Here is a 24255-nt window from a genome sequence, read left to right as displayed (position 1 = left end):
CCCTGGATCCGGGCGGCTGGCGGCGGGCGGCGGGCGGCGGGCGGCGGTCAGCGCTGGCGGCGGCGGCGGATCAGCACGACCGCGAGCACGGCGCCCCCGGCGAGCAGGATGCCTCCCGCCACCAGTGCGAGCGGCAGCGGGTCGAACCCGGTGCGAGCGATCGGCGGCGCCGCGTCGAACTCGTTCACGACGTCGATGCGCACCACATCGCCGGAGCCCACGATCACGGACGCGGTGCGCGGGTCGTCGACGTGCGGGGTCAGCGTCGTGCGCGCGGCGCCCGCGGCATCCGTCTCGACGAGCTCGCACGCGGCGCCCGTCGGCAGCTCCTCGTACACGGTCGTGAGTGAGCTCGCCTTCGAGAGCGTGCGGGTCGCCCCGCCCGGGATCTCGATCTGCACGCCCTCGCCGCCGTCGTCGCGGACGCAGGTGAGCTGCACCGTGAACGTGCGGTCGGCGGCGGCCGCGGCGCCCGAGCCCGTCACCGTCTTCACGACCTCGATCGCGCCGAGCTCGAACACGTTCGTCACCGTGAAGCTGCGCTCCACCCCGGGCTCGACGACGAACGTCGAGCCGGGCTCGCCGTGCTCGTCGGTGATCCGCACCTCGTTCGCGCCGCCCGTGCCCGTCTCGCTGAGCTCGCACTCGGCGCGCGCCGGCAGCGGGGCGTAGTCCGCCTCGTAGCCGTTCGCCTCGTTCAGCACCCGCTCGGCGCCGCCCGGGATGTCGACCGGCACGGGACCGCCGTCGAGCGGGATCGTGCACGCGAGCGACACGGTGAAGGGCCCGGCACCGTAGCGCTCGGCGCCGTCGCCCGTGCGCTCCTTCACGACGTGCAGCGAGCCGGCGAGGAAGGTGTTCGTCACCGTCACCTCGACCGGGATCTCGCCGCCGACGAGGAACGGCCCGTCCGGCGAGATCGACACCTCGTCGGCGAGGCCGGGGTCGGGCTCGGTGACGGTGCACGACGCCCCGGCGGCGATGCCGTCGACCTCGGTCGACCACTCGCCTTCGGGGGTCGGCAGCACGAGGTCGCCGTCCCAGACGGTGCGGATCCCGGATGCGTCGGAGAGCACGCACTCGAGGTGCAGGGTGAACGGGCCCTGGCCGAAGTCCTCGGCGCCGGGGCCGTCGGTGATCTTCTCGATCACGACGCTCGCGACCTCGAAGGCGTTGTCCGCCTGGACGAGCACCGTCGGCTGCCCCCCGGCATCCACGGGAGGCAGCGTCACGTCGACCTGCGTCCCCTGCCCGGTCTCGGGCTCGCCGTCGCCGACCGTCACGGTGAGCGTCGTGCCCGTCGCGCCCTTCGCATCCGTCTCCTCGACGGAGCAGACGGCGCCGGCCGGCAGCCCCGTGAGCTCGACCCGGCCGCCGTCGGCGAGCTCGACGGCCATCGGCTGTCCGGCCGGGTAGCCGTCGGCGGCGACCGCTTCGCCGAGGTAGCTGCAGCTGACCTCGAACTCGAACGGCCCGTAGGCGACGGGTTCACCGTCCTGGTCGGCGGCGGCGCTCGTGACCTGCTTCTCGAGGGCCAGCCCGGCCACCTCGTAGACGTTCTCGAGCTCGACGAGCCCGATCGGGTCGGTGTCACGGCCGACGACCGCGGTCGTCGACGAGGAGCTCGTCTCCCCGTTCTCGCCGGCCACCTCGGTGAGCTCGCACTCCGCGCCCCAGGGCAGGTCCTCGACGGTCTGCACCTCGTTCGCGACGAGCGTCAGCTCGATCGGCGGCAGCACGGTCTCGACGGGCGTGCCGACGGCCGAGGTGCAGCTGAGCTGCACGCGGAACTCGTCGGGCGCGAACCCCGCGCCGTCGCCGCTCACCCGCTTCACGACCTGGAGCGGCCCGGTCGCGAGGGCGACGCCGACCCGGCGACCCTCGCTCGGCAGGACGCTCGACGCGCCGGAGCTGCCGCCCATCGCCGCGGTGTTCCAGGCGACGGTGTCGGCGCCGGCCGTCGGCGACACGGCGGGGCTGCGGGTCTGGAAGGTGAAGTCGACCTCCTCGCCGGGCTGCAACTGCGCGCTCGTGAACAGGAACTCGACCTTGATGCTCGTCACCGACGCCGGGTCGAGCGAATCGATCGGCACCCAGGCGCCCGGCGGGCACGTCGCCCCGGGGGAGCTCAGCTCGACGGTGCACGGGTCCGCCGCGGTCGTGCCGTAGACGGTGAACGAGTCGGGGATGCGCGATCCGCCGACCGACTGCGGCGTGACGTTGCCGACCCAGAGCGGCGTCCACTCCGAGCCGCGCGGCAGCGTCGCGTAGGCGCCGGTGTCGCCCGGCGTCGGGAGGCGGTCGATCGAGATGACCCGGTCGGCGGGGATGGTGCCGGTGTTCTGACCCGCGACGAGCCAGGTCTCGGTGGTGCCGGGCTTCGTCACCGGCACGCAGGGCGCACGGTAGAAGTCCGCGACGGCCGGCGCGCAGGCGGCGCTCGCCGAGGGGTCCTCCACGTTCTGCACGCCGAGCCCGTCGTCGGCCTTGACGAACTTCGCGGCACGAAGCGCCCCGACGTTGGCGGGGTACACGACCGTGGTGTCCGAGCAGTCCTCGTGCGGTCCCGCGGTGCCCTCGCAGAAGTCGAAGGGCCGCTCGGCCGTCACGTCGACCGCGTTCGTGATCTCCTGGCCGGCCTGCACGCCCGGCCGGAACATCAGCATCACGGTGATCGTGTACGTCTGGCCGGGTTCGAGCACCGTGCCGTCGGCGAAGCGGAACTCGATCGTGCTGCCGTCCGGCGCGACCGTCGTGGTGACGTCGTCGGGGTCGGTCGGCATGGGCGAGCCGTTCGCCGGATCGGGGGCGTCGCCGTCGAGGGCGTAGGCGTACGGCGAACCGGAGAGCTCGGGGTCGAAGACGAGCAGCGGCTCGCCGTCCTGCATCGGGATGCGGTCGACGATCACGGGGTTCGAGATCGGCCCGGTGCCGCTGTTCTGCACCTCGAGGGTGAACGGGATCGCCGCGCCGGGGTCCTGCACACCGCGCGGGCCCTTCGTCACGACGACGGAGGTCTCGTAGTGCAGGTAGCGGGCCTGGGCCTCGGCGTCGTCGGTGTCGGTGTAGAGCGGGTCGCCCGAGCCGTTCTCGAGGAACGAGTTCGCGGTCGCGTCCACGCGGTTCGTGAAGGTGCCGAGCTCGGTCTCCCCCGGCGCCGGCGTGTTGCCGTCGATCACCAGGTCGGTGCGCACGTCGCCGCCGCTGCGGAACTCGAGCCGCCGCTGCACGAACATCGGCATCTGCTGGAGGGGGTTCGCCGGGTTCTCCCACTGGGCGCCGTCGGCGCGGCTGAAGGTGAAGCGGATGCCCTGCACGTCCTCGGGCTGCACGCCCGCGGGCAGCTGCGGCGTGGTGCCCGGGCTGCCCGTCACCCAGCCGCCGCCGGTGCGGGTGAGCGAGCCGTCGGACTCCGCCGTGAAACTCGCGCCCGTGAAGGCATCCACCTGCACCCGGGTGATCGGCGAGGTGAGGGTGAATGTCGGACCGAAGTCGACGAAGTCGAAGGCGTTCCAGAACGTCGCCTCGTCGTCGGTGACGACGAGCTCGGCGGCGCGGGCGGAGCCCGTCGGCCGGGCCGTGAGGTTCATCATGATCGGGTCGCGGTCCGCCTCGACCTGCGCCTGCGGCGAGAAGCTCTTGCCGGCGACGACGCCGATCTCGAGCGCGGCGAGCCGCATCTGGGCGTCGTCGTCGTCAGTCACTCGATGCTGGTCGTTCACCCCGCCGAGGTCCTCGACGGCGCTTTGCGCGACGTTGTGCACGGGCGAGTCGGCCGCGGTGACCGGGGCGCCGCCGTCGCGGTGCGTGGCGCGGAGCCGCAGGTCCATCACGAGCCGGGTGTCGGCGCCCGAGGCGATGCGGCCCTCGTGCACGACGGCGATGCCGACCACGTCGGCGAGCGCGGTCGCGGACATGCCGGTCGCGGTCGCGATGCTCACCTCGTCGACGGCGCCGCCCTCGCGGGTGAGCTGCACGGTCGCGGTGACCGTCCCGCCGGGCACCGAGATGCTGACGATCCGGCGCAGGTCGAAGGCGTCGAAGGCGCTCGGCCCGGTCTGGGTCGGCGAGGGGTCGCTGATGCTCAGCGTGTTCACCTGGGCGACGGTCGCGTTCGTGCCGATGATCGTGACGCGCCCGCTCGGGTAGTCCTCCGGCGCGGTGCCGGCCGGCGGGATGCCGAGCGGGCCGCCCGTCCAGCCCTTCGTGACCGTCGTGTTGAGCGGCCGGTCGATGATCGAGATGAGGTCGGCCGCGGTGTCGCGGATGACCTGCTGCCCGTCGGCGTAGCCGGTCGCCGAGGCGGTGTTGTTCACGTCGCCCGCGGTGCCGGTGTTGTAGAACCGCGTGCCGAGCACCGGGTCGGGGTCGCTCGACGGCACCCGGGCGAGGTCGCGCAGCTCGAAGACGAGGTCGAGGGCCCGGTCGTTGCCGCTCGAGCGGGCGACCCCGGTTCCCGGCAGCGGGGCGTCGATGGGGGCGCCGGATGCCTCGCGCGGCGCCGTGTACTCCTCGAAGACGAGGCGCACCCCGGTCGTCGAGGCGCGCTCGGCGTCGCTCAGCCGGTAGCCGGGGAAGGCGCCGTCGCAGGCTCCGCCGGCGCAGGGGTCCGTCTCGGTCGGCACCCAGGCGGTGCCGTTCCAGAGCTCGACGGCGGTCACCCGGTCGTACGGCAGCCAGGGGTCGGCCGTGATCTCCGGGATCTCCACGAGATCGAAGGCCTGGAAGACCGAGGCGGCGATGGCGGCGTCGTCGGCGGGCGGCTCGGCGGTGTCGGCGACGATCACCTGGTCGAGGTTCGAGTAGCCGCCGGTCGACCAGTGCAGTCTGGCGGTGGCCTGCTCGCCGCTGCGGGCGATCACCACGGGCGGGACGGGGTCGATCCACTCCTTGTCGATGAGGTCGCCCGTGCCGCCCTCGCCGGGGATGAGCTCGATGCTCGGGCAGGGGGCGGGTGTCGCGGCGTCGGCGGGGTCGACGCCGGGCGCGGTCGCCGCGGCCGAGGCGCAGTTCGGCACGGGCACGTCGCTGCCCGCCGCGGGCCCCGAGCCGTCGCGGAGCTGCTCGCGCAGTTCGCTCGTGAAGTTCGGCTGCACGGTCGTGCCGGGCGGGAAGCCGTTCGGGTCGTCGAACTGGAATCGCAGGCCGCCGATGTCGTCGCGGAGCTCCGGCGGCACGGTCATCGAGAACGGGTTCGGCGCGGTGACGTGGTCGGCGCCGTCGAACACGACCCACTGCTGCTCGGACACGCTCCAGTAGCTGACGGTGAGGGTCGCGCCCGGCGGGATGTCGGTCTTCGTGATCGCGACGACGTCGAAGCTGTTCCACCAGCCCGGGTCTGGGATGGTCTCGGGGTCCTGCACGACGATCTGCGTCGCCGAGGTCGTCGACTCGGGCTTCAGCAGCTGCGTCGGCAGCTGCACGGTCGCGAGCTCGCCGGCGACCGAGGGGATGGTGCCGGGGTTGATCTTCTTCGTCGTCTCGAGCACGAGGATCTTCTCGAGGATGGTGAGCTCGGCGGTGTCCGAGTCCGTCGCGGTGGCCCCGCCCGATTCGCCCTCCACGCCCACGGTGTTCGGGATGGTCATCGGCCCGACGAGCGTGGGGTCGGTCGCGACGCCGAAGCGGATGCCGGCTTCGGCACCCTCCGTGATGGTGCCGGTGTACTCCACGGTGAACCCGGCGACGGTCTTCGCCGGGTCGGGTGCGGGCGGGTCGACGCCCTCCTCGAGGTCGTAGACGGGGCTCGTGGTGCCGTCGTCGTAGCGGTAGACGAGGGTCGCGGCATCCGCGCCGGCCGGCCATCCGATCGGCGCCGTGAAGCCGTCGAAGGCCGCGTCGCTCGTGAAGTCCCCCGCGGACGGTTCGGTCACGGTCATCCGGTCGAGCTCGGTCTCCCCACGGTTCGTCGCGACGATGCCGACCTCGCTCGGCTCGCCGGGCAACACCTCGGCGGGGTCGAAGGCCTTCTCGACGTCGACGACGACGGGGTCGAGCACGATGCGGTAGTCGTCGCTCGCCGTGGCCGCCTCCGAGTCGTCGCCGCGCCCGACCTCGCTGCCCGCGACGTTCTGCACCGTCGTGGGCTCGGTGAGCTCGCCCACGGCGTCGCCCTGGACGAGCGTCGCGGTGACGCCGGCCTGCGCGCCCGGCGGGATGGTCGCTTCGCCCGAGGAACTGGTGAACTCGATGCGGAAGCCGCCGGCGTCGGCGGCCGCGGGCGCGGGCGGCGGGTTCGGCATGGCGGGTGCGGTGGCCGGCGGGCCGGGCACCCAGCTCGACGTCGCCGGGTCCCAGTAGGAGAGCACCGCGGTGTCGGCGCCCTCCGGATACGTGACCGAGTCGACCGACTCGAGGTCGAGGACGTCGAACGCGCCCGGCTGGCTCGGATCGGCGGGGTCGCTGACGACGAGCCGGTCGACGGAGCCGTTCGAGGTGTTCGTGCCGCCGAGGACGGCGGTGAGCTCGGTGCCGGGGGCGGCGACGGCCGAGGGCGGCTCGATCGTCTTGCTGGCCTCGGTGGCGAGTTCGAGGTCGACGACGGGGGTGACGGCGATGCTGCCCTGCGCCTGGTCGGCGTTCGTCGCGGTCGCCGTCGCGGTGTTCGTGATCGGCACGCCGTTGAGGTCGTAGGGCATCGGGTCCGGCGCCTGGACGGTGATCGTCACGGTCGCCGTGGTGTTGTCGAGGAGTCCGGTGCGGCCGTCGCCGAGGTCCTGGGCGAACACGACCTCGACGTCGCTGCCGTCGATCGTCGGAGTCTGCGCGGTGGCCCCGCTCACCGCGGCGGAGACCGGCACGAAGGGGGCGGGCACGGCGTCGCTCAGGGTCGCGCCCTCGCAGCCGGTGTCGGTGATCGAGGAGCAGGACAGCTGCACGGTGTAGCTGAAGGTCTCCCCCGGTCGCACTTCGGTCACCGAGGCCTGCTTGCGCACCTCGAGCACGCTCGTCACGTCGGCGCCCTGCGCGGGCAGCGCCCCGAGGGGGATCGCGAGCGCGGCCCCGACGAGGATGGCGACCCCGCCCGACAGGATCCTCCGGATGCGACGCGACACGGCCATGGCTCCCCCTTCGTCCCCCGGGGCATCCGGCCGGTTCGCGCCAGTCGGCGGCACCCTCGCTCATTCAACCGGAGTAGTGGGTCCGCTGTCGAGAGCCGGCGAGTACCGTGGAGGCATGTACACGAGCTACGCCGCCATCGGCGACAGCTTCACCGAGGGGGTCGGCGACGAGCTGCCCGACGGCTCGGTGCGGGGCTGGGCCGACTTCGTCGCCCTGGGTCTTGCCGCCCACGCGCGAGAACCCGTCCGCTACGCGAACCTCGCCATCCGCGGCCGCAAGCTCGGCCCGATCATCGAGGAGCAGCTCGAGGCGGCCATCCGGCTGCGCCCCGAGCTGATCAGCTTCAACGGCGGCGGCAACGACATCATGCGTCCCCGCATGGACGAGGCGGCCGTCGCCGAACGCTTCCGCGAGGCGGTGCTCCGGATCCGCGGGGCCGGCGTGCACGTGCTCATGCTGAGCGGCGCGAACCCGAGCGACCATCTGCCGATGGGCCGGATGATGGACACCCGCGGTGCCCGGCTCACCCGCGCCCTCGCCGACGTCGGCGAGCTCGACGGAGTCACCTTCGTCGACAACTTCTCCGACCGGGTGCTCCGCGACATCCGCTACTGGTCGCCCGACAAGCTGCACCTCAACTCGCTCGGCCACGCCCGGGTCGCGAGCAACGTGCTCACCGCGCTCGGGGTGCCCGTCCCCGTCGAGTGGGGCGTCGAGGAGGTCGCCGCGGCGCCGGCCGGCCCGCGCAGCCGGAACACCGCGGCGTACTACCGCGAGTTCGTGCTGCCGTGGATCGGCCGGCGCCTCACCGGCCGCAGTTCCGGCGACGGCCGCACGGCGAAGCGGCCCGTGCTCGAGCCGTTCTCCCTGCCCTAACGGATCGCCCGGCGCCAGCCGCGCGCGGTCGTCACGAGCTCGCGGAAGCCGAGGCCGGTGAGCTGCGCGAGCGCCTCCGCGTCGGCGGCGTCCTCGGCGACGAGCAGGCGGTGCACCTCGCTGAGCCCCAACCAGTCACGGGCCTGCCCGAGCAACCAGGGCAGCACCGAGGCATCCGCCTCGTCGTCGACGTCCCAATCGGCCAGCTCGGCGACGCGGACACCGGCGGCGTGCCGCTCCGCGCGCCCGGCCCCGAGATCGAGCTCGAGGAACCCGACCGTCGCCCCGCCCCGCTGCGCGGCGAGGCGCACCCCGGCCGGCCCGAGCGTGCGTCGCACCGTGAGCTCCGCGGATGCCGCCCGGGCAGGGTCCGGCAGGGAGTCGGTGGTCGCGAGCAGCACCGTCTCGGCGGTGCCGTCCCAGGCGAACCCGCCGCGCTCGAGCGCCGCCCGCACGTGCGGCCACGTCGCGGGCACGCCGTACACGCCCGGGAAGGGGAGCTGCCCGTCGGCGTAGGCGAGCCGCACGTCCCAGGCCGCGAGCTGCGCGAGGCAGGCGCGGAGCAGTGCGTCCGCCGCGGAATCCGCTTCGGGGACGACGAGGAACCACTGCACGAGACCGGCGCCGCGATAGTCGTCGCTCACGGCGGGCCGGTCGGCGAAGCGCTGCAGGTGCGCCGCGGCGACGACGCGCTCCAGCTGCTCGACGACGACCGTGACACGCTCGACCACCCACGGGTCGACGAGGTACTCCTCGGGCTGCCGTTCGAGGCTCGCGAGCACGGTGTTGACGGAGACCCGGGCGCCCGGGATCACGGCGGAGAGGTGCGCGTTCACGAGCTCGGCGAGCTGCTCGCGGTCATCGCGTCGAGCGAGACGCGCGCGGGGAACGATCTGCATGGTCATGCCTCCAGAGGGAACGAGAGAAGGGAGGCCGCCACGCGATGCGGTACGCCAGTACCGTAGCAGAGCCCGAGCGGCGGATGCCTCAGCCGCGCACGTCCGCCACGAAGGCGCGGGTGCGCGTGGCCAGCCCCTCGATGCGGCGCAGCGCCTGCCAGCCGTCGCGGACCTCGGCTGGCGCGAGCGGCGCGTGCAGCCGCACGTTCTCCTGGCAGGAGAGATCGGCGCACACGTAGGCGCCGAGCGAGTCGCCGTTCTCCCCGGCCGGTCCGGCCCGCCGAGCGGAGAAGAGCGCCACCTGGTCGGCCGGCTGCTGAGTGTGGCAGAGGGTGCAGATCGCCGCCCGGTGACGGGACATCGTGCTCTCGGCCGCCCGGAGCACCACGCCGACCGGCTCGTCGTCGATGATGGTCACGAGGTAGCCGAGACGCCGAGCGCGGCGATCGCGCCACGCGAGCGCGTCGAGTCGTTCCCACTCGGCGACGAGCACCTCGATGGGCAGCTCGAACCGCTCGAGCTCGGCCGGCGTGGCGTTCACGAACGAGCCGCGGATCTCCGCCTCGCTGAGCGCGCGCATCCCTCTCCCTCCGACCCAGCCACCCTACGCCCGGAGCGCGGGACCGAACGCCCGACCCCGCTCCTCGGTCGGGCGGCTCAGCCGGCGCGGTGCAGCAGGGCCGGGCGCGGGCGGTCGTCGGAGACCGGCTTCCAGCCGTCGGGGGTGCGGCGGTACTTCGCGCGGGGTCCCTCGGCGACGAGCCGCTCGAGCGCGGCGAGGAAACGGTCGATCTCGGCCGCCCCCGTGCCGAGGCCGACGCTCGCGCGCAGACCGTTCGCTCGGCTCGCGACGCGGTCGAAGAGCGGGTGGGCGCAGAAGCGCCCGGCCCGCACCGAGACGCCGTGCTCGGCGGAGAGCGCCGCGGCGAGCAGCCCGACCGAGCCCCGCTCCAGCTCGAGCGTGACGATGCCGAGCGCGTCCGGGGCATCCTCGAACGCCCGGATCCGGCGTACCCCCGGGACCCGCTCGACCCCGGCCGTCAAGCGCTCGGTCAGCGCCCGTTCGTGCGCGGCCCGCGCCGGCTCCCCGAGCCGCTCGAACTCGGCGAGGGCCGCGGCGATCGCGGCGGCGCCGAGCACGTTCGGCGTGCCGGCCTCATGCCGCTCGGAGCCCGTGCGCCACGCCACTGCGTCGAGCGCGACCGCCGCCACCGCCCCGCCGCCCGCGAGGTACGGCGCCGCCCGGTCGAGCCAGTCGGCCCGGCCGACGAGCGCCCCGGCGCCGTACGGGGCATACGCCTTGTGCCCGGAGAAGGCGAGGTAGTCGGCCCCGGACTCGGTGAGCGAGACGCGCCGGTGCGGCAGGAGCTGCGCGGCATCCACCGCGAGCCGGGCGCCGTGCGCGTGGGCGAGCTCGGCGAGCCGCTCGATCGGCAGCAGTTCACCCGTCACATTTGACGCCCCGGTGACGGTGAGGAGCGCGGCGGAGCGGCGGGCGAGCTCCGCCTCGAGGGCGCGCAGGGTGGCCTCCAGGCTCGGCTGCGCGACGACGACGCGGCGGTTCCGCCACGGCAGCAGGTTCGCGTGGTGCTCGACGTCGAGCACCACGACGTCGCCCGGCACCGCGCTCGCGAGCAGGTTGAGCGCGTCGGTGGTGTTCCGGGTGAAGACGACGACATCGCCGTCGCGGGCGCCGACGTGCCGCGCGACGGCCGCGCGGGACCCCTCGACGAGTTCCGTCGCGAGCTCGGAGGCGTAGCCGGTGCCCCGATGCACGCTCGAGTACCAGGGCGTGATCTCGGCAACGTGCTGCGCCACCGCGACGAGCGGCGGCGCGGAGGCCGCCAGGTCGAGGTTCGTGTGCGCGACGCGATCGCCCCCGAGGACGGGGACGACGAGGCCGCGGTCGGCGAGCTCGGCGAGCGGCATGGGGCGGGTCTCCATCGCCCGCGCCTTCCGCTCCGTCACCGTGCTCGCTCCAGTCATGCGGCGACGCTACGACCGCCGGACCGCCCCCGCCAGCGCTCCGGTCACACACCGGAACGCGGCGTCATACGGCGTCACGCGCTGCCCGCTCAGCCGTGCAGGGCGCCGAGGGCGGTGTGCACGCCGTCGGGTCGGGCGAGTCCGAGGTGCTCGCGCAGCGTGGCCCCCTCGTACGCCCGCGGCAGCAGCCCGCGGCGCTGCAGCTCGGGGGCGACGAGCGAGGCGAACGCCTCGAACTGGGCCGGTTGCACCGCGGAGAGCACGTTGAAGCCGTCGACCGCGCCCGCCTCGCCCCAGGCCTCGAACTCGGCCGCGACGTCCTCGGCGGTGCCCACGATGATCGGCGCCGTCACCGCCGCGGCGACCACGAGATGGCGCAAGGTCGGCGGGCGGAACCCCGCCGGCGTGCGGCCCGTCCGCTCGGCGACGATCTCGACGAGCTGATGCCCCGCCTGGCCGAACTGCGCCGCGATCGTCGGCGTGACCGCGAGGTCGGGCGAGACGCCCTGCAGGTCGACGCCGACGAGCGGCGAGAGGCTCGCGAGCGAGCGCTCGGCGGGGAACCCCGGCGGCGGGCCGTCGGGCCAGTCGTCGACGAGCCGGACGAGCTCCGACAGCTCGTCCGCGATCGCCTGCGCCCCGGCCCGGGTCTCGGCGACGATCGGCAGCACCGGGGCGATCACCTTCAGCGTGCGGTCGTCGCGGCCGGACTCGAAGGCGAGGGCCCGCAGCTCCTCGCGGACCGCGACGGCGTGGGAGAGGTCGTCGGCGGCGACGAGTGCGAGATCGGCGCTGCGGGCGGCGAGCAGTCGCGACGCGGGCGAGGCGCCGGAGCGGACGATCGGCGGATGCCCCTGCACCGGCCGCACGGCGTTCAGCGCGCCGTCGACGCGCAGATGGGCCCCGCGGAAGCGCGCCTCGTGCAGGCCGTCCGGGTCGAGGAAGTCGCCGGTCGAGGCATCCGCGACGATCGCGTCGTCGTCGAAGGAGTCCCAGAGCCGCTTCAGCACCGTCTCGAACTCGACCGCGCGCTCGTACCGGCTCGGGTGCACCCGCTCGGCATCGAGACCGTGGTTGCCGGCCGCCCGGGAATCGGCGGTCGTGACGAGGTTCAGTCCCAGCCGGCCTCCGGAGAGGAGGTCGATCGACGCGGTCGCCCGGGCGACCGAGTACGCGTCGGCGTAGCTCGAGTCGACGGTCGCGATGAGCCCGATGCGCTCGGTGACCGCCGCGAGGTGCGCGACGGCGGAGAGCGGGTCGACGCGGGCGAGGAGGTACGGGTCGCGGTGCGCGAGCTCCGGCCCGGTCGAGAGCCAGTCGCCGAAGAAGAGGTGGTCGAGCCGGGCACGCTCGGCGAGGCGTGCGGTCAGGCGGAGCACCCCCGCGTCACCCCTGGGGTCGCGGTGCGCGCCCGGGTAGCGCCAGCCCGAGGGGTAGGCGCCGAGCGCCCGCACCATGGCGCCGATGATGAGCCTCGTCATGCCGCGCCTCCCCCGTTCGCACGCCCGGTCGGAGGCGCGTCGCCGACCCGTTCGAGCCGTCCTCGACGACGGTAGGGGCGGCAGGGAGCGCCCGCGAGCCCCCGCCGACGCACGGGGCAACACGACGCAACACGCGGTCGCACAGCCGCCCGCCCGAGCGCCGTTTGCGCGACCTCGCCGCTCGGACCGCTCGCGGCGCCCAGGGGATTCGCAGGGACCGCCGCGTCATGTTCGGCGGGGCGGGCCGTCTCTCTGCTGAGGCGGGCGCATGGCGGATCCCCCGATCCTGTGCGCCCGCTCGCCGCGAGAGCCTGCTCCGGCGGCGACCCCCGGGCCCCGAGCCCGGGGGCTCCCAGCACCCGCGCCCGCCGGCCCAGCACGGCCCCCCACCCCGAGTTGCCCGACTTTCATGAAAGTCGGGCAACTCTGGATTCTGCAGAGGGTGGCGGGTCAGTCCTCGGCGCGGCGGGAGCTGTGGCGCGGCTTCCGCGCGGGCGGGCCGCTCCGCTCGTCGTCCCGCCGGTTTCCGCGGTCGTCGTCGCGGCGCCGGCCCCGATCCGCGTCGCGGTCGAAGCGCTGCGGGCCGCCGCGATCGGGCCGAAGCTCGATCAGTCGACCCGAGATGCGGGTTCCCTCGAGCCGATCCATCACGTCGCGCGGCAGCTCGGCGGGCAGCTCCACGAGCGAGAAGTCGCCGCGGATCTGGATGCGTCCGAAGTCCTCGCGGCGGAGGCCGCCCTCGTTCGCGAGCGCGCCGACGATCTGCCGCGGCTCCACCCGGTGCCGGCGTCCCACCGCGATGCGGTAGCTGCGCAGCTCGCCGGCATCGCTGCGGCGACGCCGATCGGGCCGCTCCCGGCCGCCGTCGTGCTCGTCCCGGTCGCGGCGGTCACGTCCGCGGTCGTCCCGGCCGCGCCGGTCGTCGTCCCGTCGGCCGCGCTCGAAGCGGGGCTCGGGGTCGGGCTCCAGCAGCAGCGGCGAGTCGCCCTGCCCGACCACGGCGAGCGCGGCGGCCACGTCGACCTCGGGCACGTCGTGATGGCGCACGTAGTGGGCGATGATGTCGCGGAAGCGCTCGATGCGGGCGGTCTCGTCGAGCGCCGCGGTGATCCGGTCGTCGAAGCGCGTGAGCCGGGTCTCGTTCACCTCGTCGACGCTCGGCAGCGGCATCTGCGCGATCGGCTGCCGCGTGGCCTTCTCGATGCGGGCGAGGAGCCCACGCTCGCGGGGCGTCACGAAGCTGATCGCGTCGCCCGTGCGGCCGGCGCGGCCGGTGCGGCCGATGCGGTGCACGTACGGCTCGGAGTCGGTCGGGATGTCGTAGTTCACGACGTGGCTGATGCGGTCCACGTCGAGGCCGCGCGCCGCGACATCCGTCGCGACCAGAATGTCGAGTGCGCCCGACTTCAGCTGCTCGACCGTGCGCTCCCGCTGGGCCTGGGCGAGGTCGCCGTTGATCGCCGCGGCGGAGAAGCCGCGGGCGCGCAGCTTCTCGGCGAGTTCCTCGGTGGCGTTCTTCGTGCGGACGAACACGATCATGCCCTCGAAGTTCTCGACCTCGAGGATGCGGGTGAGGGCGTCGAGCTTCTGCGTGTGCGAGACGACGAGGTGGCGCTGGGTGATGTTGGCCGAGGTCTGGGTCTTCGCGGCGACGCGCACCTCCTCGGGGTCGTGCAGGTACTGCTGCGACATCCGCCGGATCGTCGCGGGCATCGTGGCCGAGAACAGCGCGACCTGCTTGTCGTCGGGGGTGTCGGCGAGGATCGACTCGACGTCCTCGGCGAAGCCCATGCGCAGCATCTCGTCGGCCTCGTCGAGCACGAGGTAGCGGATGCCCGAGAGGTCGAGCGTGCCGCGGTCGAGGTGGTCCATGATGCGGCCGGGCGTGCCGACGACGACGTGCACGCCGCGGCGCAGCGCCGAGAGCTGCACGCCGTAGCCCTGCCCGCCGTAGACGGGCAGGATGTGCACGCCGGGCAGATGTGCGGCGTAGCGCTCGAACGCCTCGCAGACCTGGAGCGCGAGCTCCCGGGTCGGCGCGAGCACGAGCGCCTGCGGTTCACGCACGTCGAGGTCGAGGCGGGCGAGGATGGGCAGCGCGAACGCGGCCGTCTTGCCGGTGCCGGTCTGGGCGAGGCCGACGACGTCGCGGCCCTCGAGGAGCAGCGGGATCGTGGCGGCCTGGATGGCGGAGGGCGTCTCGTAGCCGACGTCGTCGAGCGCGGCGAGCACCGCGCCGTCGAGGCCGAGGGCGGCGAAGCCGGACGGTGCGGGCGGTTCGGTGGAAGCGTCTGCCGGCGTCGCGGACTGCGCGTCGGTGGGGGCGTCGACGGCGGGCTCCGTCGCCTCGGCAGCACCGGCGGTGGGCGCTGCGTCGGCCGGGTCGGGCGTCGGGAAGTCGTCTGAGGTCACGCTCCAGGGTAGTCCTCGCACGATGTCCAGCGCCTGTGCAGCTCCAGGCGGTACGGTCGGAGCCAGGTCCCCACGGCCGATCCTCACTATGACGCGCACGCTTCCCCCACGCCGAGCCACGTCGGCCGCCGACCCTGCCCGGACGCCCGGCGTCCGGCGACACCTGGGCCGTCGGCGCGCCGTCGTCGTGCTGTCGCTCGCGTTCACCGCGGTCGTGCTGCTCGGGCTCGTGCCCGGATTCGTCGGGTCGGCGGTGTCGACCGCGCTGCCCTGGTTCGGCCTGCTGCTCGTCCCCCTCCTCATCGCCGCCCTCGTGGTGCGCGGTCGCACCTGGCTCGTCGCACTCGTGCCCGTGCTCGCCTGGGCGTTCGCCGTCGGTCCGTCGTTCGCGTGGCTGCCCGGGGACGGCGCCACGGTCGCGGCGGACGCGGCCGACGCGCCGGCCGAGCTCGTCTTCGCGAGCCAGAACGTCGAGGCGCTCTCGGGGACGGCCGCCGACTCGGCCGCGACGCTCGCCGCCGCCGGCGCCGACGTGATCGCGCTCACCGAGCTCGAGGGCGACGCCAGGGCGCAGGCGGATGCCGCGCTCGAAGCGAGCCATCCGTACTCCTACGGGGTGGGCACCGTCGGCATCTGGAGCACGTCGCCGATCTCGAACGCGCGACCGCTCGAGCTCGGCCTCGGCTGGAACCGGGCGCTCACCGTCGACATCTCCGCGCCCGCGGGGCTCGTCAGCGTCTACGTCGTGCACGCCGCGTCGCTGCGACCGGGTGCGCAGTCCGACCGCGACACCATGCTCGACGAGCTCTCCGCCGTCATCGACCGCGACGAGAACGAACGGGTGGTCGCGCTCGGCGACTTCAACGCGGCATCCACCGATCCGGCGCTCGCCGGAATCCGGCGCACGCTGAGCGAGCCGGGTCAGTCGGAGCCGTCGTTCGGCTTCACCTGGCCTGCGGCGTTCCCCGTCGCGCGCATCGATCACCTCTTCCAGCGCGGCCTCACGCCCATCGGGAACACTGTGCTGCCCGCCGGGGCGAGCGATCACCTCGCCGTCCTCACGACGCTGCGGTTCTGAGCGCTCCGGCGCCGGGCTCCCGGCGGTCCCCCAGCCCGCGCGCAGACTCCCCGGTTAGCGTCGTCGCATGAGCGATCGGGGGATGGCGGTGCAGACGACGCCGCGCGTGCGACTGCCGCGGGGGCGGCAGTTCGCGGTGACCTGGGCGATTCCGAGCGACTACGGCGGGATGACGCAGGCGATGCTCGCCCGCTGCGCCTCCTTCGCGAGGCTCGGCGGCACCCCGGTCGAGGTGCTGACGTTCGACGCCCACCCGGATGTGCCGGGGCTCGAGGCCGGGCTGCGCGCCCGCGGCGCCCTCGCCGAGGGGGTCGGTCTCACGAACCTCTACGAGTGGCTGCGCGAGCACCCGCTGCCCGGCGGCTCGCTGCGCCTCGACCGCGACGCCTTCACCCCGCTCGGCGACGGCGATGCCGACGAGCTGCTGCGCCGGGACGACCGCGTCATGGCGCGGCTGCGGCACGACGCATCCGGCCGGCTGCTGCAGATCGACCACCTCCGTCCTGACGGCAGCCTCGTGCTGAGCGACCGGCGCGACACGCGGGAGCGCGGCGTCCTCGGCGGGCGCTCGGTCGTGCTCTGCGACGGGCGCGGCGAGCCGGTGCGCTCCTGGGCGCGCATCTGGCACCTGTACACGGCCTGGCTCGACGCGCTCACCGCCGGCGAACGCAGCTTCATGATCGTCGACAGCAAGACGATCGCGCCGTTCATGCTCGGCTATCGACGCGCACACGTGGTGGCGGCGCACGTCGTGCACGCCTCGCACCGTTCGGGCGGCGGCGAGACGCATCCGGTCCGCGCCTCCCGGCGAGAGGTGTTCGACCGCATCGACGACTTCGACCTCGTCGCGCTGCTGTCGCGGCGGCAGGCGCAGGAGGTGGCCGAGCTCGTCGGCCACCGCCCGAACGTCGTGGTCATCCCGAACGCGCGCCCCGAGCGGGCGGGCGCGGCGCCGACGATCGTGCGGCCGCGCAGCGGCGGCGTCGTGCTCGCCGCGCTCACCCGACGGAAGCGGGTGCAGGACGCGGTGCGGGCGATGGCGCTCGCGAACGAGGGCCGGGAGACGCCCGTGCGGCTCGACGTCTACGGCGACGGCGAGTGCCGGGCCGAGGTGGAGGCGCTCGCCGCGGATGCTCCGGGGGTTCGTCTGCACGGCTACGACCCTGCGGCCAGGCAGCACCTCGACGGGGCGTCGTTCATGATGCTGACGTCCCGTTCGGAGGGGTTCCCCCTCGTCCTCGTCGAGAGTATGGCGGCCGGCTGCCTGCCGATCGCGTACGACATCCGCTACGGCCCGGCCGATCTGATCCGCGACGGGCGGAACGGCTTCCTCGTCCCGGAGGGCGACGTCGCGGGGCTCGCCCGCGCGGTGCAGCGGCTCGAGGCGATGCCCGCCGCCCGGGTCTCGGCGATGCGGCGGCGGGCGATGCAGGCCGCGCGCGACTTCGACGAGGAGCGCGTCGTGGCGAAGTGGGCGCTCGAGCTCGAACGCGCCCGGGAGCGACGGCGGGCGACGCCGCCCTCGCGGCTGCAGCGGCTGCGCCGCGCCGTGTCGCGCTCGCCGCTCGGCCCGGTGCTGCGGACCGTGCTGCGCCCCGTCCGCGCGCGCCGCTGAGCCGGGGCATCCGCGGCCCGAATGTCACCGGTGCGACGTACCGTACCCGCGTGGACGATCACTGCGCGTTGACGGATGCCTCGGGCGCGCCCTGCCCGCACCCGGCGGCGGCCGGTGCGCCGCTCGCCCTCTGCACGAGCCACCTCGCCGTCGCGCTCGAGTGGGCGGAGGGCGAGTTCGGCGCGCGCACGCTGCTGCTCTCGCCGTGTCTGGCCTGCGGCGCCCGGGTGGGGCGGCGCTACCCCGGCGGCACGCTCTGCGAGCGCTGCGGCTGGCGGGCCGGCGACGTACCCGACCGCGAGTTCGGCGCCCCGATCGTCGAGGTCGTCTACTACCTGCGTTTCGACGACCGCATCAAGATCGGCACGAGCGGCCGGCTCCGGGCGCGGGTCGCCGCGCTCCCCCACGACGAGCTGCTCGCCCTGGAGCCCGGCGGTCGTGCGTGCGAGCACCGCAGGCACGAGCAGTTCGCCGCGTCCCGCGTCCCCGGCACCGAGTGGTTCGAGCGCACCGCCGAGCTCGACGCGCAGGTCGCCGCACTCGCGCTCGGCGTCGACGACCCCTGGGCGCAGTACGACGAGTGGGTCGCGGCGCGGGCCGCGGCGTTCGCCTGACGCGGCCGGGTCAGCGTCCCGCGGGCCCCGCGGCGAGGCGGCGCTGCGCGAGCAGGAACGCGGCCACGATCGCCAGGACGAGCACGACGGTGGCGTACACGCTGCCCTCGGTTCCGAAGTCACCGCCGGACAGCAGCTCTCGACCGGCGACCGGTTCGAAGCGGAAGAGACTGTTGTCGTGGCCCGAGCCGGACACCGCGATGCCGAGGACGTTCCCCTGCACGAGGTTCCAGCCGGCGTGGATGCCCATGACGAGCCAGATCGAGTTCTGCCAGATGACGACGAGCGCGGCGAACACGCCGAAGAGGGCGATGTTGAGCTTGCCGACGCCGAAGGCGCCGGGGTGCACGAGGGCGAACAGCACGCTCGTGACGAGGATGGCGAGCCACGTGGGCCAGGAGTAGAGGCTGCGCTGGAGCAGGAAGCCGCGGAAGATGATCTCCTCGGAGCTGCCCTGGATCAGCCAGATCGGGATCGTCGCGACGACGGCGCCGAGCGCCGCGGTGCCGGTCACCAGCGCGCCGGTGTCGGGCCCGGCCGGCACGACGTCGCCGGCGAGGATGGCGGGGGCCGCGGCGATCGCGATGAGGACACCGCCGACGACGACGCCGAGCAGCAGGGTCAGCCAGCCGCGGGCGTTCCGCAGGCCGAGGGAACTCACCCGGCGACGCTCGAACCAGGCGACCCAGGCGAAGATGATGAGGATCGGCACGAGGTCGGTGACGCCCTCGATCAGCTGCGAGAACAGGCTCGAGGTGTCGGTCACGGAGCCGGTCGCGATGCGCAGGCCCGCGCCGACGACGAACTGCACGCCGAACACGGCGAGCAGCACGGCGAGCAGGTAGGCGACGACGAGCGGGGTCTTGCGCTTCCCCGTCTCGATCTCACGGACGAAGCTCAGTTCACGTGCGCGCATCGGTGCCTCTCTCTGCCGCCTCGGCGTCGTCGGTCGAACCCGCTCCGAGGCGCCGTCCCCCGTGGGCAGGCCCAGCGTATCGCCGCGGCGTTCAGACTCGGCGGATGCTGACGGCCTTCCATCCCACCGGGATCTGCGCCTTCGCCGCGGCGGTCGCGGTCTCCTCGTCGGTGCCGTCGGCCTCGACGACGACGGCCTCGCCCGAGGCCGGGTTCGTCGCGATGATCGTGACCTTCATGTCTTCGACCGTACGTCGGGCGACCGACGTGCGCACCCCTCCCCTGCAATCCGCCGACACGGAAAAGGCCCGGGCCGCGGTCGAAACACCGCCACCCGGGCCACCCCATTCCGTGCGTTGATCGCTCCCTTGTGCGACCACTTCATTTCACACCCGGCGGCCGCTGCCGAACAGGGGTTGACAGCGGCGGCCGCGACTGGTTCAGCCCTTCGTCGCGCCCGCCGTCAGGCCGGACACGATGTACTTCTGGGTGAAGAGCGCGATCACCATGATCGGCAGGGTGACGATGACGGCGGCGGCCATCAGGCCGCCCCAGTCGATGCTCGCGTAACCGACGAAGTCGAAGATCGCGACGGGCAGCGTCTTCGTGCTCGCCCCCGACAGTACGAGCGCGAACATGAAGTTGTTCCACGCGAAGATGAACGAGAGGATGCCGGCCGTCGCGACGCCCGGCATCGACAGCGGCAAGGTGATCCGCAGGAACGCGCCGATCGGCGTCAGGCCGTCGACCTGCGCGGCCTCCTCCAGCTCCTCGGGCATGGAGTCGAAGTACGACATCATGATGTAGAGGATCAGCGGCAGCGAGACGAACATCATCGACAGGATCAGCACGGCGAAGCTGCCGACGAGACGCATCTGCGAGAACACGAAGTACCACGGCACGAGCAGGCTTACGCCGGGGATGATGCGGGCGAGCAGCACGACCATCGCCGAGCGCCCCATCACGAAGCGGCTCATGCTGTACGCGGCGGGCACCGCGAGCACGAGCGAGAGCACCGTCGCGACAAAGGCCACGAAGAACGAGTTCCAGATGTACGCGCCGTAGTTCGCCTGGCCGAACACGGTGCCGTAGTTGTCGAGGGTCGGCAGGAAGGCGAACATCTTCGAGGAGTCGTAGATGTCGACGTTCGTCTTGAAGCTCGCGAGCAGCATCCAGGCGAGCGGCGCCACGAAGGTGACCACGACGGCGGTGAGCCCGACTGCGCGCCCGAACGTCGGCCACGGGAACTTGCGGCGCCGCGGGGCGCCGGCGATGGTCAGGGATTTCGTGGTCACTTGTTCGCCGCCTTCTTCCGGAGGGACAGGATCCAGATGAGCCCGATGATCATCAGGAAGAAGAGGATCAGCACGGTCGAGGCCTGCCCGTAGCGGTTGTAGTCGAAGCTCAGGCCGTAGGCGTAGATGTTCAGCGTCTCGACCTCGTGGAAGGAGCCGCCGCCCTTGCCCTTCGTCGCATAGAGGATGTCGAAGGTCTTCAGCGCGTCGATGCCGCGCAGCACGACAGCCGCGGTGATCGTCGGCGCGAGCAGCGGCAGGGTGACGTACCAGAGCCGCTGCCACCAGTTGGCGCCGTCGACCCGCGCCGCCTCGTCGGGCTCTTCGGGCAACGCGGTGAGCCCGGCGAGGATGATCAGGGTCACCATCGGCGTCCACTGCCAGACGTCGACGAAGACGAGGGTGCTGAGCGCGGTGTCCGGGCTGCTCAGCCACGGCTGGGCGGGGATGCCGAACCAGGAGAGGAACTCGTTCGCGAAGCCGATGTTCGGTTCGAAGATGAGCCGCCACATCATGCCGACCGCGACCGGGGTGGCGACGAGCGGGAGAAGGATCGCGACCCGCACGAGTCGTTCCCCCTTGAACGGCTTCCAGAGCAGGAGCGCGATCGCGATGCCGAGGATCACCTCGAAGACGAGCGCCCCGCCGGTGAAGTACGCGGTGCGGCCGACGGCAGGCCAGAACCGCTCGGTGTCCGTGAGGACGGTGAAGTAGTTTTCGAAGCCGGTGAAGTCGAACGGCGCGCGAACCGAGCCCTTCGAGTTCGTGAAGCTGAGATACAGCGTCCAGACGACGGGGAAGACGAGCAGCAGGGCGACGAAGATCATCGCCGGTGCCGCGAACACCCATTTGCGTCGTCTGTTGACCCAGCGCGAGGTCTTCTCCCACGCGCCGACGTCGCCGTGTGCGACCTGGCTCACCGGCCACCTCCTCTGGTGATGACCCGGTGGGCGCGACGAAGCGCGCCCACCGGGCCCGGGTTGTCGTTCGTTACTGGTTCTCGTCGTCCAGGAAGGCCTGGAACTTCTGCTCGGCGGTCTCGGCGGCCGCGGGCACGTCGCCCCCGGTGATGCCGACGACGATCGGGTCGCCCACGATCTCGCGCGCCTCGGCGACGTTCACGACGAGGGGCCGGTCGTAGCCGACCCCGTTCTGAGCGTTCGCCTGGATGGCGGCGGCGAGCGCGGCGGGGAAGCTCGAGGTGCCGGCCGGGTCGTCCCACACCGAGGTGCGCGCGCCGGGCACGCCGGCCTCCTGCGTGGCGAGCACGGTGTCGAAGCTCGTCGCCCACTCGATGAACTTCCAGCCGTTGTCCTGGTTGCCGGAGCCGCTGTTCAAGCCGAGCGCCCAGGCGGGGATGCTGTACGGCTTCGAGCCGGCGGGCCCCTCGGGGAACGGCGCGTAGCCGAGCTTGTCGGAGACGGTGGAGTTCTCGGGCAGCGCGAGGTTCTGGTAGAGGCTGCTCGCGTCGGTGTAGAACGCGGCCTGGCCCTGGGCGAAGATCGCCGAGGCCTCGGCCCAGTTCATGTCCGTGCTGACGTTCTGCGGCCCGTACTTGTGGATCATGCCGCCGTAGTACTCGTAGGCTTCGACCGCCTCGGGCGAGTTCACCGCGGCCGTGCCCTGCTCGCTGAAGTCCCCGCCGAAGCTGAACAGGTAGCTGGAGAACTGGGTGACGGCGGCCGAGCGGCCGGTGCGAGCGATGAAGCCCGCGACGCCGGGGTTCGCCTCGGAGACGAGTTTCGCGGCGTTCTCGAGTTCGGCGAGCGTGGTGGGCACCTCGAGCCCGGCCTGCTCGAGCAGGTCGGTGCGGTAGTAGAGCACCTCCGACTCGGTGACGAGCGGAACGCCGACGACGGTGTCCTCGTAGGTGGTGGCCTCGGCGGGGCCGGCTTGGAAGTCGCTCCAGTCCCAGTCGGATGCCGCGTCGATGCGGTCGTCGAGCTCGGCGAGGTAGCCGTTCTGCGCGAAGAGCTTGCCCTCCTGCAACGGCCGGTACATCATGACGTCGATCTCGTCGGTGCCGGCGTTGAGCTTCACGTTGTACTGGTCGGAAAGTTGGTCCTCGCCGAGCTGCGTGAGCTCGACCGTGAGGCCGGTCTGCTCCTCGAACTCCGGGATCTTCTCCTTGATGAGGTCGGTCCAGACGTGGTTCGCCAGGGTGACGCGGACGACGTCGGACGCCTCGCCGCCGCTGGTCGTGCACCCGGCCAACGCTCCGACGGTGAGCACGCCCACCGCCAGGGCGGCGGCCTTCAGTGCAACTCGATGCTTCATCGCATCTCCTCTCTGTGAGTGCGCAACCCTGCGCTTCGGGGGGATGAGGGATCGGTGCCGGGGCACCTGAGTATGATTATTCTAATAATTCATACTAATAATGCAACCGCAAGGTCGCCGGAGCAGAGGAGCGCCATGAACATCGACCTGGACGGCAAGGTCGCGATCGTCACCGGAGTGGGTCGCGGAATCGGCCGCGAGATCGTCGCCACACTCGCCCGCGAGGGGGTCACCACCGTCTCGGTCGACGTCAGCGCAGCCGAGCTGGCGGAGACCGGCGCACTCCTCGACGAGCTCGGCGGCCGGCACCGCGAGTTCGAGTGCGACATCCGGGACGCCGACCGGGTCGCCGCCGTCGTCGCCGCCGTCGAGGCGGAGTACGGCCGCATCGACCTCCTCGTGAACAATGCCGGGGTCGTCGGCAACGGCCCCATCGACGAACTCGACGAGCGCACCTGGGACTTCGTCCACGAGGTGAACCTCAAGGGCACGTTCCTCATGTGCCGCGCGGTGTTGCCCGCGATGAAGCGGCAGCGGTCCGGGCGCATCCTGAACGCCGCGTCCTTCGCCGCCCTCGTTCCGATCTACGGCAGCGGCGCTTACGCCTCCTCCAAGGCCGCCGTCGCGCACTTCACCCGAGCGCTCGCGGGCGAGGTCGGCCCGTGGAACATCACGGTCAACGCGTACGCCCCCGGCATGATCCCGACCTCGATGAACCACTTCGACGAACTCGAGACCGCCGCGCAGGACCGCTTGCTCGACACGCTGACGCTCCGGCGCTGGGGGGCGAAGTCCGACATCGCGAGCCTCATCTGCTTCCTCGCCTCCGACCACGCGGGATACATCACCGGTACGCTCATCGATATCAGCGGAGGGAAGCTGGCCACACAGGTCCCCCGGCTCGCCTACGAGGCCGCAGCCGCCGCCGGCGAGTACGATCTCGCGACAGCCGAATGACGGGAGGCTCACTGGTGGCAGACCTCAGGGGTGCGAGCACCGCGCGCTACCGGGCGCGGATCGGCAGCGGCCTCTACGCCCACGTCGTCGACGTCGTCGGGCAGGAGATCATCAACGGCGACCTCCCGGCCGGCACCATCATCTTCGCCGAGCAGCTCTGCGAGCGACTCTCCGTCTCCCGCAGCGTCGTGCGCGAAGGCATCCGCACCCTGAGCTCGATGGGGCTCGTCGAGGCGCGCCCGCAGGTGGGCACCCGCGTGCTGCCGTCGACGAGCTGGGACCTGCTGAACCCGTACGTCGTGAAGTGGCGCGGCCAGGGACCAGGCTACCTCGAGCAGATGAAGCAACTGCTCGAGCTCCGGCTCGGGCTCGAGCACGCCGCGGCGGGGCTCGCCGCCAAGCACCTGCCCGCCGAGCAGGGCCAGGAGATCCTGGCGCGCGCGCACGACATGCGTGATGCGATGGCCGAGCAGAACGCGCGCAAGTTCTTCGAGGCCGACGCCGCGTTCCACCGCATCATGCTCGAGGGCACCGAGAACGCGGTCATCGCGCAGCTGGCCGACACGATCGGCGCGACGCTCGACGCCCGGAGCCAGGACACCCGACCGGGCATGCTCGACCTGTCCGGCGAGGCGGTCGAGAAGCACATCCGACTCGCCGAGGCGCTCGTCGCCCGTGACGCATCGGCCGCGCAGCGGCTCGCGCTGGAACTCGTGCAACTGACCCTCGACGACTTCGAGCGCACCCACGAGGGGGCGCGCACCACCTGAGTGCGCGCCCGCTCGGGG

Annotated in this window: 17 protein-coding genes; 6 read left to right on the top strand and 11 right to left on the bottom strand. The window is 72.9% G+C overall.

The features are described from left to right. Nucleotides 1–47: 47 nt before the first annotated feature. Nucleotides 48–7061 carry a DUF5979 domain-containing protein gene (locus M3147_RS11430; RefSeq protein ID WP_251203597.1) on the bottom strand — a complete coding sequence of 2338 codons (7014 nt, stop codon included), beginning with the start codon at nucleotides 7059–7061 and terminating at the stop codon, nucleotides 48–50. Between the two features lie 115 nt (nucleotides 7062–7176). Between M3147_RS11430 and M3147_RS11425 the strand changes: the two genes are divergently transcribed. Next, the gene (locus tag M3147_RS11425; RefSeq protein ID WP_251203596.1) at nucleotides 7177–7938 is read left to right on the top strand and encodes an SGNH/GDSL hydrolase family protein; all 762 of its coding nucleotides are present in this window, start codon (nucleotides 7177–7179) and stop codon (nucleotides 7936–7938) included. Here the strand turns inward: M3147_RS11425 and M3147_RS11420 are convergent. The 5 genes from M3147_RS11420 to M3147_RS11400 all read right to left on the bottom strand — a co-directional run bounded on the left by M3147_RS11420 (nucleotide 7935) and on the right by M3147_RS11400 (nucleotide 14716). Next, the gene (locus tag M3147_RS11420) at nucleotides 7935–8843 is read right to left on the bottom strand and encodes a hypothetical protein (RefSeq protein ID WP_251203595.1); all 909 of its coding nucleotides are present in this window, start codon (nucleotides 8841–8843) and stop codon (nucleotides 7935–7937) included. The genes M3147_RS11425 and M3147_RS11420 overlap by 4 nt on opposite strands. An 82-nt stretch (nucleotides 8844–8925) precedes the next feature. Then, the gene (locus tag M3147_RS11415) at nucleotides 8926–9417 is read right to left on the bottom strand and encodes an FBP domain-containing protein (RefSeq protein WP_251203594.1); all 492 of its coding nucleotides are present in this window, start codon (nucleotides 9415–9417) and stop codon (nucleotides 8926–8928) included. 77 nt (nucleotides 9418–9494) lie between these two features. Then, complete coding sequence (locus tag M3147_RS11410) at nucleotides 9495–10823, bottom strand: aminotransferase class V-fold PLP-dependent enzyme (RefSeq protein WP_251203593.1); 1329 nt, start codon at nucleotides 10821–10823, stop codon at nucleotides 9495–9497. Nucleotides 10824–10912: 89 nt separating this feature from the next. Then, complete coding sequence (locus M3147_RS11405) at nucleotides 10913–12304, bottom strand: NtaA/DmoA family FMN-dependent monooxygenase (RefSeq protein WP_251203592.1); 1392 nt, start codon at nucleotides 12302–12304, stop codon at nucleotides 10913–10915. Between the two features lie 450 nt (nucleotides 12305–12754). Then, a complete protein-coding gene (locus tag M3147_RS11400) occupies nucleotides 12755–14716 on the bottom strand; it encodes a DEAD/DEAH box helicase (RefSeq protein ID WP_251203591.1) in 1962 nt (653 codons plus the stop codon). A gap of 88 nt (nucleotides 14717–14804) precedes the next feature. Here M3147_RS11400 and M3147_RS11395 point away from each other — a divergent pair, with 88 nt between their 5' ends. From M3147_RS11395 to M3147_RS11385, 3 genes are all read left to right on the top strand, one after another. After that, nucleotides 14805–15794, top strand: coding sequence for an endonuclease/exonuclease/phosphatase family protein (locus M3147_RS11395; protein ID WP_251203590.1), 990 nt, complete (start codon nucleotides 14805–14807; stop codon nucleotides 15792–15794). A gap of 67 nt (nucleotides 15795–15861) precedes the next feature. Continuing rightward, a complete protein-coding gene (locus M3147_RS11390; RefSeq protein WP_251203589.1) occupies nucleotides 15862–17409 on the top strand; it encodes a glycosyltransferase in 1548 nt (515 codons plus the stop codon). 50 nt (nucleotides 17410–17459) lie between these two features. After that, complete coding sequence (locus M3147_RS11385; protein WP_251203588.1) at nucleotides 17460–18023, top strand: GIY-YIG nuclease family protein; 564 nt, start codon at nucleotides 17460–17462, stop codon at nucleotides 18021–18023. A gap of 10 nt (nucleotides 18024–18033) precedes the next feature. Here M3147_RS11385 and M3147_RS11380 read toward each other — a convergent pair whose 3' ends face one another. The 5 genes from M3147_RS11380 to M3147_RS11360 all read right to left on the bottom strand — a co-directional run bounded on the left by M3147_RS11380 (nucleotide 18034) and on the right by M3147_RS11360 (nucleotide 22510). Further along, nucleotides 18034–18939, bottom strand: coding sequence for a CPBP family intramembrane glutamic endopeptidase (locus M3147_RS11380; RefSeq protein WP_251203587.1), 906 nt, complete (start codon nucleotides 18937–18939; stop codon nucleotides 18034–18036). Between the two features lie 91 nt (nucleotides 18940–19030). Then, nucleotides 19031–19177, bottom strand: a complete 147-nt coding sequence (locus M3147_RS11375) for a hypothetical protein (protein WP_251203586.1) — start codon at nucleotides 19175–19177, stop codon at nucleotides 19031–19033. Between the two features lie 201 nt (nucleotides 19178–19378). Then, nucleotides 19379–20233: a carbohydrate ABC transporter permease gene (locus M3147_RS11370; protein WP_251203585.1), complete on the bottom strand. Its 855-nt coding sequence runs from the start codon at nucleotides 20231–20233 to the stop codon at nucleotides 19379–19381. Next, nucleotides 20230–21153, bottom strand: a complete 924-nt coding sequence (locus M3147_RS11365) for a carbohydrate ABC transporter permease (RefSeq protein ID WP_251203584.1) — start codon at nucleotides 21151–21153, stop codon at nucleotides 20230–20232. The genes M3147_RS11370 and M3147_RS11365 overlap by 4 nt, the downstream gene beginning before the upstream one ends. Before the next feature lie 70 nt (nucleotides 21154–21223). Then, nucleotides 21224–22510, bottom strand: a complete 1287-nt coding sequence (locus M3147_RS11360) for an ABC transporter substrate-binding protein (RefSeq protein ID WP_251203583.1) — start codon at nucleotides 22508–22510, stop codon at nucleotides 21224–21226. A 135-nt stretch (nucleotides 22511–22645) separates the two neighbouring features. Here M3147_RS11360 and M3147_RS11355 point away from each other — a divergent pair, with 135 nt between their 5' ends. Together M3147_RS11355 and M3147_RS11350 are read left to right on the top strand one after the other, a co-directional pair. Further along, nucleotides 22646–23467 (top strand): SDR family NAD(P)-dependent oxidoreductase, encoded by an 822-nt coding sequence (locus M3147_RS11355; RefSeq protein ID WP_251203582.1) that lies wholly within the window; start codon nucleotides 22646–22648, stop codon nucleotides 23465–23467. Nucleotides 23468–23481: 14 nt separating this feature from the next. Then, a complete protein-coding gene (locus M3147_RS11350) occupies nucleotides 23482–24237 on the top strand; it encodes a FadR/GntR family transcriptional regulator (protein ID WP_251203581.1) in 756 nt (251 codons plus the stop codon). Nucleotides 24238–24255: the final 18 nt, after the last annotated feature.

The organism is Agromyces mediolanus (assembly GCF_023715325.1).
Taxonomy (GTDB): domain Bacteria; phylum Actinomycetota; class Actinomycetes; order Actinomycetales; family Microbacteriaceae; genus Agromyces; species Agromyces mediolanus_A.
Note: the sequence above shows the minus strand (reverse complement) of the source record. Positions and strands in the feature narration are given on the sequence as shown.